This window comes from Pantoea ananatis LMG 2665 (assembly GCF_000710035.2).
In the GTDB taxonomy this organism is placed as follows: domain Bacteria; phylum Pseudomonadota; class Gammaproteobacteria; order Enterobacterales; family Enterobacteriaceae; genus Pantoea; species Pantoea ananatis.
In genome coordinates this window covers 1,108,937-1,124,363 of record NZ_JMJJ01000004.1, presented here as the reverse complement: position 1 = coordinate 1,124,363, position 15,427 = coordinate 1,108,937, and the positions used below count along the sequence as shown (strand labels likewise).

At 52.1% G+C, this 15,427-nt stretch carries 18 protein-coding genes; 10 read left to right on the top strand and 8 right to left on the bottom strand.

Annotation, left to right across the window (positions count from 1 at the left end):
- Positions 1–28 precede the first annotated feature (28 nt).
- The gene (locus EL29_RS07115) at positions 29–703 is read right to left on the bottom strand and encodes a hypothetical protein (protein WP_028715136.1); all 675 of its coding nucleotides are present in this window, start codon (positions 701–703) and stop codon (positions 29–31) included.
- 142 nt (positions 704–845) lie between these two features.
- The gene (locus EL29_RS07110; RefSeq protein ID WP_028715135.1) at positions 846–1,238 is read right to left on the bottom strand and encodes a VOC family protein; all 393 of its coding nucleotides are present in this window, start codon (positions 1,236–1,238) and stop codon (positions 846–848) included.
- A gap of 67 nt (positions 1,239–1,305) precedes the next feature.
- Here EL29_RS07110 and EL29_RS07105 point away from each other — a divergent pair, with 67 nt between their 5' ends.
- The 4 genes from EL29_RS07105 to EL29_RS07090 all read left to right on the top strand — a co-directional run bounded on the left by EL29_RS07105 (position 1,306) and on the right by EL29_RS07090 (position 5,074).
- Positions 1,306–1,902, top strand: coding sequence for a GNAT family N-acetyltransferase (locus EL29_RS07105; protein ID WP_022622780.1), 597 nt, complete (start codon positions 1,306–1,308; stop codon positions 1,900–1,902).
- A 659-nt stretch (positions 1,903–2,561) separates the two neighbouring features.
- Entirely contained in the window at positions 2,562–2,831 is a 270-nt protein-coding gene (locus tag EL29_RS23060) for a hypothetical protein (protein WP_227022863.1), read from the top strand.
- A 723-nt stretch (positions 2,832–3,554) separates the two neighbouring features.
- Positions 3,555–4,268, top strand: a complete 714-nt coding sequence (locus EL29_RS07095) for a bacteriorhodopsin (RefSeq protein WP_014593707.1) — start codon at positions 3,555–3,557, stop codon at positions 4,266–4,268.
- Complete coding sequence (locus EL29_RS07090; RefSeq protein WP_013025775.1) at positions 4,265–5,074, top strand: Brp/Blh family beta-carotene 15,15'-dioxygenase; 810 nt, start codon at positions 4,265–4,267, stop codon at positions 5,072–5,074. Before EL29_RS07095 ends, EL29_RS07090 begins: the two co-directional genes overlap by 4 nt.
- Positions 5,075–5,358: 284 nt before the next feature.
- On the opposite strand, the gene ycgZ is transcribed toward EL29_RS07090, so the two are convergent.
- Entirely contained in the window at positions 5,359–5,610 is a 252-nt protein-coding gene (gene ycgZ, locus EL29_RS07085; protein WP_028715133.1) for a regulatory protein YcgZ, read from the bottom strand.
- A 310-nt stretch (positions 5,611–5,920) separates the two neighbouring features.
- Here ycgZ and EL29_RS07080 point away from each other — a divergent pair, with 310 nt between their 5' ends.
- From EL29_RS07080 to arsC, 3 genes are all read left to right on the top strand, one after another.
- A complete protein-coding gene (locus EL29_RS07080) occupies positions 5,921–6,274 on the top strand; it encodes a metalloregulator ArsR/SmtB family transcription factor (protein WP_028715132.1) in 354 nt (117 codons plus the stop codon).
- 90 nt (positions 6,275–6,364) lie between these two features.
- Positions 6,365–7,648 carry an arsenic transporter gene (gene arsB / locus EL29_RS07075; protein WP_028715131.1) on the top strand — a complete coding sequence of 428 codons (1,284 nt, stop codon included), beginning with the start codon at positions 6,365–6,367 and terminating at the stop codon, positions 7,646–7,648.
- 49 nt (positions 7,649–7,697) lie between these two features.
- Entirely contained in the window at positions 7,698–8,126 is a 429-nt protein-coding gene (arsC, locus tag EL29_RS07070; RefSeq protein ID WP_028715130.1) for a glutaredoxin-dependent arsenate reductase, read from the top strand.
- 409 nt (positions 8,127–8,535) lie between these two features.
- On the opposite strand, the gene EL29_RS07065 is transcribed toward arsC, so the two are convergent.
- The 3 genes from EL29_RS07065 to EL29_RS07055 are packed head-to-tail and all read right to left on the bottom strand — an operon-like array spanning position 8,536 to position 10,800.
- Positions 8,536–9,639 carry a M20 peptidase aminoacylase family protein gene (locus EL29_RS07065; protein WP_019105225.1) on the bottom strand — a complete coding sequence of 368 codons (1,104 nt, stop codon included), beginning with the start codon at positions 9,637–9,639 and terminating at the stop codon, positions 8,536–8,538.
- Between the two features lie 17 nt (positions 9,640–9,656).
- Positions 9,657–10,124 carry a YjiG family protein gene (locus EL29_RS07060; protein WP_013025769.1) on the bottom strand — a complete coding sequence of 156 codons (468 nt, stop codon included), beginning with the start codon at positions 10,122–10,124 and terminating at the stop codon, positions 9,657–9,659.
- Positions 10,117–10,800, bottom strand: coding sequence for a nucleoside recognition domain-containing protein (locus EL29_RS07055; RefSeq protein ID WP_014593702.1), 684 nt, complete (start codon positions 10,798–10,800; stop codon positions 10,117–10,119). The genes EL29_RS07060 and EL29_RS07055 overlap by 8 nt, the downstream gene beginning before the upstream one ends.
- 372 nt (positions 10,801–11,172) lie before the next feature.
- On the opposite strand from EL29_RS07055, the gene EL29_RS07050 reads away from it, so the two are divergent.
- On the top strand, positions 11,173–12,069 hold the full coding sequence (locus tag EL29_RS07050; protein WP_019105226.1) for a LysR family transcriptional regulator: 897 nt from the start codon (positions 11,173–11,175) through the stop codon (positions 12,067–12,069).
- A 193-nt stretch (positions 12,070–12,262) separates the two neighbouring features.
- Here EL29_RS07050 and EL29_RS07045 read toward each other — a convergent pair whose 3' ends face one another.
- Positions 12,263–12,985, bottom strand: coding sequence for an SDR family oxidoreductase (locus EL29_RS07045; protein ID WP_019105227.1), 723 nt, complete (start codon positions 12,983–12,985; stop codon positions 12,263–12,265).
- A gap of 98 nt (positions 12,986–13,083) precedes the next feature.
- On the opposite strand from EL29_RS07045, the gene EL29_RS07040 reads away from it, so the two are divergent.
- Together EL29_RS07040 and EL29_RS07035 are read left to right on the top strand one after the other, a co-directional pair.
- Positions 13,084–13,983 (top strand): LysR family transcriptional regulator, encoded by a 900-nt coding sequence (locus EL29_RS07040; RefSeq protein ID WP_028715129.1) that lies wholly within the window; start codon positions 13,084–13,086, stop codon positions 13,981–13,983.
- A 197-nt stretch (positions 13,984–14,180) separates the two neighbouring features.
- A complete protein-coding gene (locus EL29_RS07035) occupies positions 14,181–14,654 on the top strand; it encodes a VOC family protein (protein WP_028715128.1) in 474 nt (157 codons plus the stop codon).
- A gap of 137 nt (positions 14,655–14,791) precedes the next feature.
- Here EL29_RS07035 and EL29_RS07030 read toward each other — a convergent pair whose 3' ends face one another.
- Entirely contained in the window at positions 14,792–15,178 is a 387-nt protein-coding gene (locus tag EL29_RS07030; RefSeq protein ID WP_028715127.1) for a hypothetical protein, read from the bottom strand.
- Between the last annotated feature and the right edge of the window lie 249 nt (positions 15,179–15,427).

Genomic DNA, 15,427 nt, shown 5'->3' with positions numbered 1-15,427 from the left:
TGACCCTGGCCGCAACCAGGTTGCGGCCTTAACGGTTAGCCTGCTGGTGACACTGCAGCAGCGCCAGATGCGGACCGGACAGGGGCTGACGTTCAGGCGGAAACTGCTGCGCAACCGGTGCCATCGAACTCTGTGCCAATACCACCCGCTCTGCGCCCTGCTGCCAGGCATGTTCCACCGCTGTACGTACGCAGTGAAAATATCCCGCTCCATCTCCCGCTTTAAAGCGTTGCCAGGCTTCGGGAATCAGGCGGATCTCCGGCGTTTGCCCGTCGGTACAGAACAGCGCACGCGTTGCGCCAAGCGTGGATTCTGCCGCACAGAGCACTACCGTTTTCTTTGCGCTCTGATGCACGGCTTTTGCCAACATGCCGTCGGTACGCCAGACAGCACAAGGTTGTCGGGATGAGGTAAAGGCTTCGGAAACCGGCCCTAATGTCGAGCAGGTGATCAGAATGACATCGAAGTGCGGTTGCAGATCCCGTAACAGAGCAACCAGCCGCTCGTGCAGTCCTGCGGTCAGGCCGCCGCTGGCTTCAGCTTCAGCCAGCAGGTGCGGCATGACCAGATGGCTAAGCTGCAGATGGTTCAGCTCAAGCTGACGGGCAGCATCGTCAAAAATGGCGATATTGCTGGCGGCGGTATGTAAGCAGGCAATATTGATCACGTGTTGGCTCTTAGGCTGAAAGATGTCCCTCATCATGCCACGCGTTTCCCCGGCCACCAAGCCCTTGCCCGCCTCACATATTTGGCGGTTTTGCTTCAGTCGTTCACGTTAACCGCACGCTTATTACTTGCCCCCTGTGACGTCAGGCAGGTTCAAGGGATGAGGCTGAAAAAGAGGACTACAATCGCCAGGTGCCGTGCTGAAGCACCGTACGATAACCGTCTTTATCCTGGAAGGTAGCGCCGTTTTCAGCCCAGTAGGGATTAAACGATGTTACGCGCGTAAAACCTGCGCGGGTCAGGCTGAGGCAGCGTTGCTGCCAGTCCGCTTCATTGGGCAAATACAGCACCAGAAGATCCTCGGCTGTTGAAGCCGGTTTGACGGGATGATGATGGCATTGGGTAAATTCCAGATGCCAGGACAGGGTTTCGTCGCCCAGCATCACCCCACTAAATCCCTCGTGATCGGTGAATTCCCCAATGGGCATCAGGCCCAGGCCCGAACAGTACATTGCGCTGCTCTCGGCTAAATCCGTAACGGGTCGGGCAATACGCAATTGCTGAATCGTCATCTCTTTTCCTCGTCGGGTAAACGCGCTATTAATATGCCATTCAGATGGCCTTACACTGAGGTTTATAGTGCATCTTCAGACCCCGCGTTTATTGCTCAGAGCTATGCGCCCTTCCGATGACAAGGATCTGTTCAGGATTTACGGTGATCCCGCGACCAATACGTTTAACCCGGCAGGCCCTTATCCTGACCTGGCTCACGCGCAAAAGGTGCTGGCCGACAGACTGCGATCGTACCAGCGTTATGGCTATGACAGCTGGGCGATAGCAACCCAGGATGCACCGGATACCCTTATCGGTTTCGGTGGGCTGAGCGTTCGCATTCACGGTGACGAAACCATTCATAATCTTGGCTATCGGTTTGCCACCAGCGCATGGGGTAAGGGCTACGCTACGGAGCTGTCGCGCTTCGCGCTGGAGTATGGTTTTCGCGAACTGGGGTTGGATACGATATCAGCCCGGGTAAGAAGCCATCATCACGCCTCTATCCGCGTGCTGGAAAAAACCGGGTTGCGATTTCTTAAAGAGATTCATGATGTGGATAATGCGCCGCCCAGCCTGTTTTATTCGATCACACAACAAGCATGGCAGGCGCTGGTGGCAGCAGATAATGCGGCTGATATTCACGCTCGTTGCCTATGCAATGACGCACAGCGCCTTCCCTGACCATCAGGCTCAAAGCGGCCCGTCCTGATAAAGCCTTTCTTTTTGTTAAAGGCAACCGCCTGATGATTCTGTTCATCAACATCAAGTTGATGAACGTCCTGATCATGAATGGCCTTTGCAGGAGTAATGTGGCTCTCCCCCGCGGGATGGCATCGACAAAGCGCATCTCTGTAAAATTTCCACTGGCTCTGGTAAACCCGATGATTGAGCCGTCATGACTACAGACGGAATACTCACTGACCCGAACCATAAAGGACTGGCTGGACAGAACGACAGATATGAAGTGGGCCAGTACAGATGCGGAGCGGCAGGTATCGTGCTGATAAAGCCGAAGGAAAACGCAGGATGATTAAATCTCGCTAATTATTATTAAGCATACCTTAACTTTCACGGCCCTTAGTGCCCTTTTATATGGAATTTCGCGCCGGAACTCCATATAATTTATTAATAATAGTTAAGTATAAGTGTCTCTGATGCAACTTATAAAAACTGAATACTCTCTCAATTCCGGTTATCCGATTGTCAGGCGCACGCTGGAGGACAAAAAGAAACGAGTGGAACAACCTGGTTTCGGTCCTGAGTCTTGCTGTGCAGTAGTCGAGTACAGGCTTCGGGGGAATATTCGTTATGCGTTCGGAAACAGTCGGATGCAGGTAAGCATGCCACCAGGAATCTATACCCATAACTGGGTCAGGCTACATGGCGAAATGGCGGCGCTAGTTGCCGCGATAGACCGCATCGAGCGCTATTCCACCGATGATGTAATACCCATCACGGCTGCCTATATTGAATTGCGGCCCTGCGAGGCCAATTGTATGCAGGCACTGCGTAATATTCTGCCTGAGGATGCTCGCGTCTATTACTCTTTTGAACATCCCGCTCAGGTTGACGAATGGAAAGTAAGTGCCAACGAGCTCTGTCGCGTTTGAAATTTTCCACCAAAACATTTTCCGGGCAAATCAGAAACGATATCCCCAAAATTTAGGTGATGTGCTGGGTGAATGAAAACGCAGACATTTCCATTAAGAGCTACCCCGCTGGTTGCTCTCAGCCAAAATTGCACTGAATTCATGTCCGCTCTGTGTCAAAAGCGGACATGACTAAAATCGCGATGTATTGATCAATGAGAGTAGGTCACGACCGCCATATTAAGTCAGCTGGTTTCTTTTAGAAAATCACGCCAGCGACGTAGTAACGACCTGTTATTATACAAAGTGCCAATTAACACAGCGCCATTGACCTGTTTGGAAACCTTGTCCTTTACTTAGTACAGTGTTTTATTTTCTCTAGCGAATAATATAATTCTTTCTCTTTCATATTAATTACCTTCAAATTCCTCAAGACCAAGAAAACAATTTAACCCCATAATATTAAAATAAAAAATAAAATGGTCCCATTTTTTTATTGGATACAAATTGTTAAAAATGAAAGTTAGTGAAACAGATTTTTACATTTATCCCTCCGGACTCGACGAATAAAGAATCACTTATTCAATGTATTTCGCCGAAGTTTCCGTCCACACTGTTGCATCATTAGCAATTTGAACGGCACGTCATATACTTTATGCATATTCTCATTCGGAATATAAAACAATTTCAATTTATGGCAGCGCAAACGGCCCTGTGAGGGCGTCTGTGCAAGGAGAAAGTATTATGGATCAAACCGCATTTTTGATCGGGTTTTCGGTCATGGCACTTGCGTCATTGGTGATTTATGCCTCAGGCAAAAAAATATTCCCCCTCCGGCATCATACGTTAATGCATGCCTCGGTCCCTTTTATTGCGGCAACCGCTTATCTGGCAATGGCATTTGGTTTCGGTAATCTGGCGACCGAAAGTGGCAGCATCGTTTATCTCGCCCGCTATGCTGACTGGTCCGTCACTACACCTGTATTACTGGCGGGGCTGGTTATGGTCGCCTTTCATGAACAGAGTAAACCGGGTGAGATGGGTGGTTTTTTAACGGCTATCATCATTCTGGATGTGATGATGATTATTACCGGTCTGGTCTCTGCACTGGCGACAACGTTCGCCGCAAAATGGGTGTGGTATCTCTGGTCCTGTGCTGCGTTTCTTGGCGTGGTTTACCTCCTGTGGGGACCGCTGCGTACGATTGCCGCTGGGCGCGGCAGGGCGATGGCGGTCGCTTACAACAAAAACGTCGCATTGCTGACGGTGGTCTGGTTTATCTACCCTATCGTTTTCCTTGTCGGTCCGGAAGGATTAAAAGTCATCACCGACCCTGCGTCCGTATGGGCATTCCTGGTTCTTGATATCATCGCCAAGGTGTTTTACGCCTTTTACGCTGCATCCAGTCTTGAAAAAGCGCTGCGCCATTCCACATCAGATGGTGCTGTGCGGGTATGAGTCTGCGGCAAACTGCCAGCTGGACAGGACTGTGGGGGGCAGCGCTGGCTGCCTCTTTCAGTCCGCTGCGCGTACAGTTAATGTTTGCCATAGTAGCAATAGGTGTGATTGGCATGGCACACGGTGCCAGCGATCTGGCAATAGTAAAACGCGGGCGTAAGTTGCCATTCCTGGCGGCTTATGGCGTGATCATCCTGCTTTGCCTGTTCTGGTGGCACTGGTCGCCGGCACTGGCATTACCCGGTTTCTTGCTGGCATCTGCGCTGCATTTTGCCCTTGAGGATGCGCCAAAGGGAGGGATGTCAGAGCGCCTTGCCAGAGGAGTCAGCATGATAGCGACCCCAGCCTTCTTCCACCTGCGAGAATACAACATCATCCTTCACCAGGCAGGACTGACACCCTCACTGCTCAGTTCCGTGACGTTTTTCATGGCTAACGCGGGCGCACTTTGTACCCTTAGCCTGGTTATCACCGGATTGATTCGTCACGATGTGCGGCTCATTACCGGAACGCTGGCCTTGCTGATCCTTCCACCTTTTGTCGGCTTTTCCATGGGTTTTTTAATTCTGCATGCCCTGCCGCAAACCCGGTTACGTCGAATTCAGTTGGGTTATGCTCATTACACAGGTTACCTTTATGCGACCTGGCCGGTGCTTTTAGCGGCAATTCTGCTGGCGGCCGTGACAACCTGTATCATGTACCCCTCTAGTGACGCAGACATTAAATCGCTATTTGCTGCGCTCGCTTCTCTCGCTATTCCTCATATGCTGATTACTCCGTACTTTGAGCCAGGTAACAGTGAATAATCTCAGAAGTAACAGGTACGCTTCGCAGTAAGCAGAGAGTTAACTGGCGTCAGCATATAAATGTCCGGTTTTGAGACATGATAACCAGGGGGTATCACTTTTCGATGTAACCACTGCGCGCGTTTCAGCGTTCCCCTGAATATCTCCAGGCCACGGCTCTGAACGTGTGCGTAATGACGGCGTAAGATTATGCCTCAGGAATTATGCAGCGGCAAAAGCGGTCAACGTGAGGGAGATGAGTGGGAAAAACGAGTATTGGGGTTCAGCCTGGCAGTCGTAGGGCATCAGTTCCCGGCTTTAGGGCCGAATAAAATACGAAGGAGTTCACAGTAGTGCTGCTCTTCTTCTGCACTTCCTGCCAGTTCCAGGCGACGGACAAGCTTGCTACAAATGGCCGTGCGGTTCAGGCTTTTTCCTACGCGAAGGATTTCTGACGCAATGCTTCCCAGCGTTTCCTGCTGAGTAGGCAGTGACGCACTGTCGAAGTAGCGTGCAATGGCGCTCATGGCGTCGGGCTTGGAGGCGTTTTTGTACAATATCAGCTCTGGGAACGCGATTTAAGGGTTTACTGTTACTTGTTTATAAAGTTGTAGGTTTGATATCAGCTGTTGAAGTGTATTTTAGGAAACGATCGTTCTCTTTAGCAAAACGTGCCTTTACGCAATATGATTTAATCCCCTTTACCGAATCGTAAATGATCCCTGGCTTTACTGTGCAGGTAAACCCTGGACGGAATATCCGAAGATGAGCCATGAGTGAGTCAATACATATGAATTAGCAAATATGTTATTGACTCGCCGTAGACAGACAGCAACAATGTCTTCTGTTTCGGAATCAGGAGTCAGCATGCCTCAACTTCAGCCTCTTCAGCTTTTCAAAAATTTTTCGGATGAAACACGCCTCACTCTGGTACTGCTGTTGCGTGAAAAAGGCGAGCTTTGCGTCTGTGAACTCACGTCAATCCTGAGGCAAAGTCAGCCTAAAATTTCACGGCATCTGGCACTGCTCAGAGAAAGTGGTCTGCTTATTGACAGGCGTGACGGCAAGTGGATTCATTATCGGTTGTCACCACACATGCCCGCATGGGCTGCTATGGTGATCGAGCAGGCTTACCTGTGTCAGCGTGATGACATCCTGCAACTCAGCCAGCAGGCTGAAAGGAATAACGCGACCACCAACGGCAAGCCTGTCTGCATTTAAAAATTTACTCAAACACATATGATTTTTCATATCTGTTTGCAGGGCTGTCTTACGTCCTGTTTACCAGACTTTGTATTAAAAGGAAAAAGTATGTTTCTGGCAGGCGCTATATTCGTCCTGACACTGGTACTGGTTATCTGGCAGCCAAAAGGGCTGAGTATTGGCTGGAGTGCTGTTATCGGGGCTGTGCTGGCCCTGCTGACGGGCGTAGTGCATTTCGGCGATATTACGGCCGTCTGGCAGATCGTTTGGAACGCGACGGCCACGTTTATCGCGGTGATTATCATCAGCCTGCTGCTCGATGAATCTGGTTTTTTTGAGTGGGCTGCCCTGCACGTTTCCCGATGGGGTGGCGGTAAAGGCAGGCTGCTGTTCACGTATAGTGTTCTGCTGGGTGCGGCAGTGGCGGCCTTGTTTGCCAATGACGGGGCGGCACTGATCCTGACGCCTGTTGTCATTGCCATGCTGCTGGCACTGGGCTTCAGCCCCGGCGCAACGCTGGCGTTTGTGATGGCGGCAGGTTTTATCGCTGACACATCCAGCCTGCCACTCATCGTGTCGAACCTGGTTAACATCGTGACGGCGGACTTTTTTAAGCTGGGATTCAGCGAATATGCGTCTGTCATGATGCCGGTCAACATGGCATCCGTGGCGGCCACGCTGGTTATGCTTCACTTCTTCTTCCGTAAAGACATCCCGGTCGCCTATGACATGGCAAAACTAAAGGTACCACGGGAAGCCATTCGTGACGTGCGAACCTTTAAAGCCGGATGGCTGGTTCTGTGTCTGTTGCTGACCGGTTTTTTTGCTCTGGAGCCGCTCGGCGTTCCGGTCAGTCTGGTTGCTGCGGTCGCGGCATTTATTCTGTGGCTGGTTGCCCGTAAAGGACAGGTGATTGATACCCGTAAAGTCCTGAAAGGCGCGCCCTGGCAGATCGTCACCTTCTCGCTGGGTATGTATCTGGTGGTTTATGGCCTGCGTAACGCCGGACTGACGGATTACCTCTCGTCCGCCCTGAACGGGTTTGCAGAGCATGGTGTATGGGGAGCCACATTCGCTACCGGTTTTCTGACGGCCTTTCTGTCATCGGTGATGAACAACATGCCTACCGTCCTGGTCGGTGCCCTTTCCATTGATGGCAGCACGGCTGAGGGTGTGGTGAAAGAGGCGATGATTTACGCCAATATCATCGGTTGCGATCTTGGTCCGAAAATCACCCCCATCGGCAGCCTGGCGACCCTGCTGTGGCTACACGTTCTGGCGCAGAAAAATATCACCATCAGCTGGAGCAACTACTTCCGCGTGGGCGTTGTGATGACCCTGCCGGTACTTTTTGTCACGCTGGCGGCGCTGGCCCTGCGTCTTTCTGTTTAACCTATACAACGTGACTGCGCCAGCGCAGCCCCGTAACGGAGTGCCATTTATGACTAACATCACCATTTACCACAACCCGGCCTGTGGGACGTCGCGTAACACCCTGGCGCTTATCCGCAACGGTGGCGTGGAGCCGACAGTGATTTTATATCTGGAGACGCCCCCCTCCCGCGACGAGCTTAAAAAACGGATAGCGGATATGGGGATCCGCGTGCGCGATCTGCTGCGCAAAAACACAGAGCCGTATGAACATCTGGGGCTGGCCGAAGATCGGTTCAATGATGATGAACTGCTGGATGCTATGCTGGCTCATCCTGTCCTCATCAACCGTCCGATAGTCGTGACGCCGCTCGGCACAAGGCTCTGTCGTCCGTCTGAGGCCGTTCTGGGCATTCTGCCTGAGCCACAGAAGGGAGCGTTTACGAAAGAGGATGGCGAAAAAGTTATTGATGAGTACGGCAACCGGATCGGTCACTGATTTTTCAGCGTTTTGCCGACAAGCAGCAAAAACATAGCCGACGCTTTGTCCCGTATTTACCCTGTGGCGCACGACAAAACAACCCGATTCGCCATTTCAGGCAGAGGCGTTCGGTTAGGCATTCGTCGCCATCTGTGCCACCAGCCCCATCCGGTAACCGATATCGCTAAAGAGAGTGAAATTGGCCCCCCGTGACGGTGACGGATACCGGTGCCCTCCTCCCCGCAGACGGCAAAGCCCGCCGAAAAGGAACGTTTACGCTTGGGTACAAGTCACAGGGCCACTCACCTGAAAAGGATGCCCATAGCGGCTTCACTATGATGGCCGAGAACGTCGAACAGCATTGTCGGCCCTCTCTTCTGCAATACTGATATCCGACGAGCTCGGCACGTCACTGTAACGCTGATGGTCAGCCCAGCACATCCTCCACACAGGCTTTAAACACTTTCACTCCCAGCGCCAACGCATCGCGGTCAAAATGCATCTCCGGATGATGCAGGCCGGGCGTCAGGTTGGCGCCCAGTCCCCAGAAGCCGCCTTTGATTTGAGGCCGAAGACGCAGATAGTGGAAGAAATCTTCACTGCCTGGTGTCGATTTAGCCGCGGTAAGGCCGGTTTCACCAAACACACTGCGGATAGCACGTGTGATGACCGCTGTTGCCTCGTCATGGATAATCGCGGCGGGCATCTCTTTCAGAATGCGAATTTCCGCGCGCGCACCATACGCGGCGGCGCTGCTCTCAATCGCGCGTATCACTTGGGGTTTGAGGCTATCCATCGCTTCGTTCTCTGCGGCGCGCAGATCCCAGCACACCTGCGCGCGATCAGGAATCGAGTTGGTCACGCCCGCATCGCAGAGAAAACGCGTCGCTTTCGCGCTCCATGTCAGCGAGGGCGCAAGATGAATGCCGTTTACCGCCTGCACCGCATGGGCGGCGGCATCCAACGCGTTAACGCCTAAGTGCGGGCGCGCAGCGTGCGCCGCTTTGCCATGAAACACCACTTCCACCGTGGCGGACGCGGAGTAGTACATTGCCGGCACGGCCTGGCCCATCGGGCACTCCTCCAGCGGGCGCAGATGAAAGCCAAGCAACATATCAACATCATCCAACACGCCGCCTTCGGTCAGGGCTATCGCGCCGGTGCCTAACTCCTCAGCAGGCTGGAAAATCAGCTTCAGCCTGCCCTTTTTCACCCGCTCCTCAGCCATCACCTCCTGGGCCGTGGTCAATACGACGGTGGAGTGACCATCGTGCCCGCAGGTGTGGCGCGCCACATGTTTGCCGTCAATGATATGCCCCAGCGCATCCATATCGGCGCGCAGCGCTAAGGTCGGGCCGGGCTTACCGCTGTCCAGCACCGCGACAATACCGGTGGTGTTATTAACCTGGCGCGTGACCTGGTAGCCTGCCGCCTCCAGCACGCCCGCGATGTAGGCGGACGTCTTGTACTCTTCGAACCCCAGTTCCGGGATCTGGTGCAGGTAATTAAAGTGCTCAAGTGTAGGTGACACGTCTTACTCCTTAATGCTCAGGCAATAACGCGCATAATCAACATGGCGATTACAGCATTGAGAATGCTGACCGCCATCAGTAGCGGCCAGTACTTTTTCGGTACATCGGCCACGCCCAGCAGGCGCCCCATGTACTGGAGTTGCGAACCCATCAAAAAGATGGCGGGCGCAAGAATCGTGATCTGCCCGATATCAAGCTGGCCTTTGCTTAGCAGGCTGATGGCAACGCCGGTTCCGGCAGATGACGAGAGCCAGGCGGTTAACAACACGGTGATCGCCTCACCGGGCAGGCCGAATAGCCCCATCAACGGTGCGCACACGTGGCCAATAATCTGCATCACCCCTAACAAATTAAGCATTTCGGCGATCACGTAGGCCATTAATACATTCGGCATCAAATTATTAATGGCAATATTAAAACCCTTGCGCGCACCAATTACGAAAATATCAAACGGATTACTGGAGACTTTTGCCTGATTACTCATTGTCGAAATCTCGCTTATAAACAGTATTTAATGCCAGTCGCACCACGGCTGCGCCAACGAATTTAAGCACAAACATTAAAACCAACGGAATAATAATCGGGATGGTGAGTGAAGCGAACATCGCCGAGCCGATAGAAAAATAGTTATTAATCAACCCGGCGCCGGAGTATTGCCAGGATCCCATAATCACCACGTCTTTGCGGGTGATCTTTTTGCTGTCATAGAGCTCTTTCGTTAATGCCGCGCCAGCATCGGTACTTTGCAGGTCGGTAATCAGCGCAAGGCCGGTATAACCCGGAAGGCCGAGCAGTGGTTTTAACAGCGGCGTGAGTAATTTATGCGCTGCGCGGATCGCGCCATAATGGGTGAAGATTTCCAGCAGGCCAAGTGCCAGCATCACCGTGGGCACCAGCGAAAGCGCGAAGAGGAAACCCGCTTTGGCACTGATGCCGCCGCTGCCGATAAAGGTGTTGGTTTCCGGCGTCTTCATGGTGCCGAACGCGCCGCCAAGCGTGGTGAAATCAAACGCGCCCAGCCATGCCATGCCGTCAACCTTGAAAAAGAAGCCTGAAAAGACAAGCAGCACAATGACCAGTGAGATCCACGCGCCGGGCCCGACGTTCCACGCCTCTGTGGCCTCTTTTTCTGGCTCATTCAGTGTTTTTGGTTCGCTCATATCATCTCTCTTTACATCTGTAAGGGAAAAGTCCTGATACTAAGCAGGATCCATGCCTGAATAGCCCAGCCGTAAAATAAATGCCTTTTATTAAGATTAATGGCGCAATAAAACCCCCTCACTAAAACTCGCGAGAAATTTATTTCTTTGCCGGAAATTGCTATTTCATTACGCCTGCATCGAATCGCAAAAAAGTATCCCCCCCATTTTGGGGCGCATTTTTGGTGCAATAAGAGCACTTTTACTTTTTTATTTACGCTCTCTCAACGCCTGGCCATTAATTTGATTATCACTATTTAAACGGCTTGATAAATAGCCATCAAATGATGTTATTGTTGCTCTCTGGTCAACAGTAACGAGGAAGTGTGGCAGATGTTCCAGGATAAACAGGTGGGTTATCTGTATGAAGTCGGTAACCAGGGCGGCATTCGCCGCGCGGCAGATATCCTCGGCGTTAACGCATCCGTGGTCAGCCGGCAGATTGCCCAGCTTGAACGTTCGCTGCAGCTTCCCCTGCTGGAACGGCGCGGGCGTAATGTGGTGTTGACCGAAGCGGGACGCCTGCTGGCGGCGGATTATTTTACCAGCCGTCAGCGGCGCGAAAAGCTGGAGAGTCAGCTTAAAGATCTGCGCCATATGCGCGGCGGGACGATTTCGGTGCGCATCGGCGGCGGATTGATCACGGCGTTTATTGAGGGCGTCATGCGTGAGTTTGCCCAGTGTTACCCGCAGGTGTTTGTCGATATTGTCGTGGGCAGCATGCAGGAGATGATGAACGATATCGTGAGCGGCGAAGCGGATATGGCGCTGGCCTTTGGCCCGATCGGCACACCGGAACTCAAGCGCCACAGCTTTCAGTGGGGGCCGATTTGTGCCGTCGTCGCGCCGCAGCACCCCATTGCCAATCGCGCCAGCATTACCATTGAAGAGTTGACCGCTCACCCGCTTATTGCCCTGACGGAGAACTTCGGCCTGCAGCGGCACATGAATGCGATGTTCAAAAGCCAGGGTTTGCAATTTCACCCGGCCTACCGATGCAACCTCTTCTCCACCGCCATGCACCTCAGCCAGGCGGGGCTCGGCGTCTCGTTTATGACGGCCTACGCCGCTGCCGATCCTATTCGCCAGGGCGCGCTTGTCGCCGTTCCACTCGACCACCCGATCGCCAGTAGCGCCCAGTGTCACCTGCTACGGAACTCGGACAGGCGCTTTACGCCAGCAGCTCATCATATGTGGCGACTTCTGCACAATGCGTTTCGTGACAAATAAATATTGAGATCCCTGTCTTTACTGAAGGCCACATTTTTTGAGATGCGTTCATGCTGATGGATGCCTGTTGATAACAGATAGGTGCGCTTAACACCCAGCATCCACAGCGTCAGATAACAGACTGAACGTTATCCTGGAAATGTTGCTCCCGAGGTATTGAATGAAAAGTGCACATGACAGTTAACCTCAGGCTTCAGTTTGGCGACGCTGTGGGTCTGATAGTTATTTCTGTTGTGTCAACGTTTTCAGGCGCTTCAATAATGTGCCTTACGGCACGGGCAATATCCGCGGGTTTAAGGGCAACAGAACGGTAAGCGTCCATTGCCGCCATCGTTTCCGCATGGGTAATCGTCGACGCCAGTTCACTTTCTACCACCCCTGGATTGACACAGGTCACGCGGATTTTTGAGCTTTCCTGCCGCAGGCCATCAGAAATAGCCCGTACGGCGAACTTGGAGGCACAGTAGACCGCGGCGGTGGGTACGACAGAAAGGGCGCCAATCGAGCCAATATTGATTATCTGTCCGGAACCCTGCGCTTCCATCAACGGAAGTACGGCACCCATTCCCCACAGCACGCCCTTGATATTGACGTCAATGATGCGTTCCCATTCGTCCTGTTTTCCGGCTGCAAGCGGTGAAAGCGGCATAACGCCCGCATTATTGATGAGAACATCAACCCTGCCCCAGTTATCCAGCGCGGCCTGAACAAAAGCGGCCATAGATACCCGGTCTGTGACATCCAACAAATGTGCTTGCGCGATACCGCCTGCGCTGCAGATTTCCGCTGCAATGGCTTCAATACGCGCCAGTCTGCGTGCTCCCAGTAACACCTTCGCGCCTGTCGCCCCTAACTCTCTGGCAATACCTTCCCCAATACCACTGGATGCGCCGGTAATTAATATAACCTTATTCATAACGTTCTCCTTCAAATGGGTTCGGAGAGAGAATAGGACGTTACGATAAGTTCAGGTATCCTGCTTTCAATGTACTCAGTGGTTAGCAGCATTAAACAATGAAAATCGATCTTAACCTTTTGCCCGTTTTTATCGCGGTAGCAGAAGAAGGTAATTTCAGTAAAGCCGCCGCACGGCTGGGTGTGACTCGTTCGGCGGTCAGTCAGGGAATGAGACGGCTTGAAGATACTTTCGGGACGATGCTTGTCATGCGCACCACCCGCGCGGTTAATTTAACGGAAGCGGGAGAACAACTGCATAAATCGCTGTCATTACCTTTAACCGGAATTAACGCTGCGTTCGAAGAGATCGTTTCTGACCCTGCGCCACGTGGACTTCTCAGAATCGCGGTGACATCGATAGCGGAAGAATTCCTGTCAGGTCCGTTGATCGCTTCGTTTGCAGCGGCCAATCCGGCCGTGACGCTCGATATTGTTGTGACGGACGAAGAGTTTGATATCGTGGCTGCAGGTTACGATGCCGGCGTAAGGCTTGGAGAAGTCATTGAAAAAGACATGATTGCGGTTCCCCTGACCGGTGAGCAACGCGAAATGGTGGTCGCATCCCCTTCCTACTTCACTGCCAACGGCCTGCCTGTTCATCCGCGCGATCTTGTACATCACCAGTGTATCGGCTGGCGCCAGTCCCCGCATATTCCGCCTTATCGCTGGCCATTTGAAGAGAACGGAAGCGCGTTCGACCTTGCGATTGAGCCGCAAATTACCACTAATGATCTGCGTCTGATGTTGAGGCTGGCTCTAACCGGCGGAGGCATCACACTGGCCACTCAGGAAACGTTCAGGCCCTATATTGAGAGCGGTGAGCTTGTATCCGTACTTGATGACTTTCTGCCAACATTTCCAGGCTTCTATCTGTATTTCCCTCAGCGTCGCAATATGGCCCCAAAGCTTCGCGCCCTGATTGACCACGTCAGGAAATGGCGGCAACAATCGACGTAAATTCCTGCACAGGTTCTGTTTCATATCAGACCCGCGTGTTGAAGAAGGGGCGGTGTTGGAGGTGGGTTGAATAACCCTTTACAGGGATGATGCTTCCGCAACGGCACCATAACAGGACGCAGTTTGTCCCATTCGAATATTTTCAGCGGCTCAAACCGGTCTTTAAGCTTGACCTAAACTTAACCTGAGCTTTTAGAATGCATGTTTTGCTACGCATTGGGCGGATTGGGTATATGAAAATAGTCGATGTTGGTTTTACGCACGTTGCATTCGCTGTCAGAGACTTAGATAAGAGCATTGCTTTTTATGAACGCTATGCCGGTATGGTTGTTGTCCACCGTCGCGAACCCAACGTTCCGGATGCACGTAAAGTGGCATGGCTCAGTGATCACAGCCGTCCATTTGCGCTGGTTTTGGTTCAGTCAGACAAGGTCACAGACACGCCCTTAGGTCACTTTGGGCATCTCGGCGTGGCATGTGCCAGCCGGGAAGAAATGGATAAGAAAATTAAAATGGCGCGCACTGAAGGTGTTTTGCGTAAAGAGCCTGAAAATGCGGGTGATCCTGTGGGTTATTACGTTTTCTTCGCTGATCCTGATGGCAATACGCTGGAGCTTTCTTACGGACAGCGAGTGGGGCTTGAGGCCATTGGCAGCATGGCTTCTGATTAAAAGCCCGTTAACAAAAGCGATATTATTTCAGCAGGATTCGTGCCACCAGCTGTCCGGTATCGTTCTCTGTCCACTAACGGTATTTGATGACCATGCTGAACGGATCATAAAGCCTGCATTCCCGGTGCTCAACATCGTTATTTTGCCAAAGAACGTCGCGCCATGATGTTTTGTGCATAACCTTCAATACCAATATGGTGATCATGACTGATCTGAGAGATAAAGCTCTGCAGGAATTCGGGTGTTGAGTGAAGCGTGTCGGCAACGAGGTTATCGAAATCGCGCTGGGTTAAGCGGTCATTTCCTTTTAGCGTCGAATGCTGAAGCACTGTATGCGCAGTAATTTCGAGAACGGCGCGTCGGTAATTATCAGTCAGCAGGACATCAAGATCTTCCCGCTTAATCTCAAATGCAAATTCATAGGTGATAAATCCCGAATCGACAGGGAGTGAGTAGACCAGTTTGCCCCCTTCCTGATCGACATGAGGTTCATAGCCTTCTCCCATAAGATGCACTGACTGCATATCTCGCTCCTTTTTTGTCCTAAAGTATTGAAGATGACTCGCTGAAATAACAACGCTTTTATGTCTTATCGGCTTGATGGCAGGCGGCAAGGTGCTCTGCATCCGTGCCCTTCACGCCCATAATGACACAGGTCTCCCGCAGCGTCGCGACACGAAGTCGCTACGCGTCATACGTCGAAGTGGAAACGGCTGTTGAGGCCTGCATTTACCCCTGCCCATGAGTATCAGCATCTCAAACGTAATGCATGA

Excerpts from the sequence above, each read along its gene's own strand:
- EL29_RS07115 (WP_028715136.1), bottom strand. The coding sequence starts at position 703 with ATGATGAGGGACATCTTTCAGCCTAAGAGCCAACACGTGATCAATATT.
- EL29_RS07110 (WP_028715135.1), bottom strand. The coding sequence starts at position 1,238 with ATGACGATTCAGCAATTGCGTATTGCCCGACCCGTTACGGATTTAGCC.
- EL29_RS23060 (WP_227022863.1), top strand. The coding sequence starts at position 2,562 with ATGCCACCAGGAATCTATACCCATAACTGGGTCAGGCTACATGGCGAA.
- EL29_RS07095 (WP_014593707.1), top strand. The coding sequence starts at position 3,555 with ATGGATCAAACCGCATTTTTGATCGGGTTTTCGGTCATGGCACTTGCG.
- EL29_RS07090 (WP_013025775.1), top strand. The coding sequence starts at position 4,265 with ATGAGTCTGCGGCAAACTGCCAGCTGGACAGGACTGTGGGGGGCAGCG.
- EL29_RS07080 (WP_028715132.1), top strand. The coding sequence starts at position 5,921 with ATGCCTCAACTTCAGCCTCTTCAGCTTTTCAAAAATTTTTCGGATGAA.
- arsB (WP_028715131.1), top strand. The coding sequence starts at position 6,365 with ATGTTTCTGGCAGGCGCTATATTCGTCCTGACACTGGTACTGGTTATC.
- arsC (WP_028715130.1), top strand. The coding sequence starts at position 7,698 with ATGACTAACATCACCATTTACCACAACCCGGCCTGTGGGACGTCGCGT.
- EL29_RS07060 (WP_013025769.1), bottom strand. The coding sequence starts at position 10,124 with ATGAGTAATCAGGCAAAAGTCTCCAGTAATCCGTTTGATATTTTCGTA.
- EL29_RS07055 (WP_014593702.1), bottom strand. The coding sequence starts at position 10,800 with ATGAGCGAACCAAAAACACTGAATGAGCCAGAAAAAGAGGCCACAGAG.
- EL29_RS07050 (WP_019105226.1), top strand. The coding sequence starts at position 11,173 with ATGTTCCAGGATAAACAGGTGGGTTATCTGTATGAAGTCGGTAACCAG.
- EL29_RS07045 (WP_019105227.1), bottom strand. The coding sequence starts at position 12,985 with ATGAATAAGGTTATATTAATTACCGGCGCATCCAGTGGTATTGGGGAA.
- EL29_RS07040 (WP_028715129.1), top strand. The coding sequence starts at position 13,084 with ATGAAAATCGATCTTAACCTTTTGCCCGTTTTTATCGCGGTAGCAGAA.
- EL29_RS07035 (WP_028715128.1), top strand. The coding sequence starts at position 14,181 with ATGCATGTTTTGCTACGCATTGGGCGGATTGGGTATATGAAAATAGTC.
- EL29_RS07030 (WP_028715127.1), bottom strand. The coding sequence starts at position 15,178 with ATGCAGTCAGTGCATCTTATGGGAGAAGGCTATGAACCTCATGTCGAT.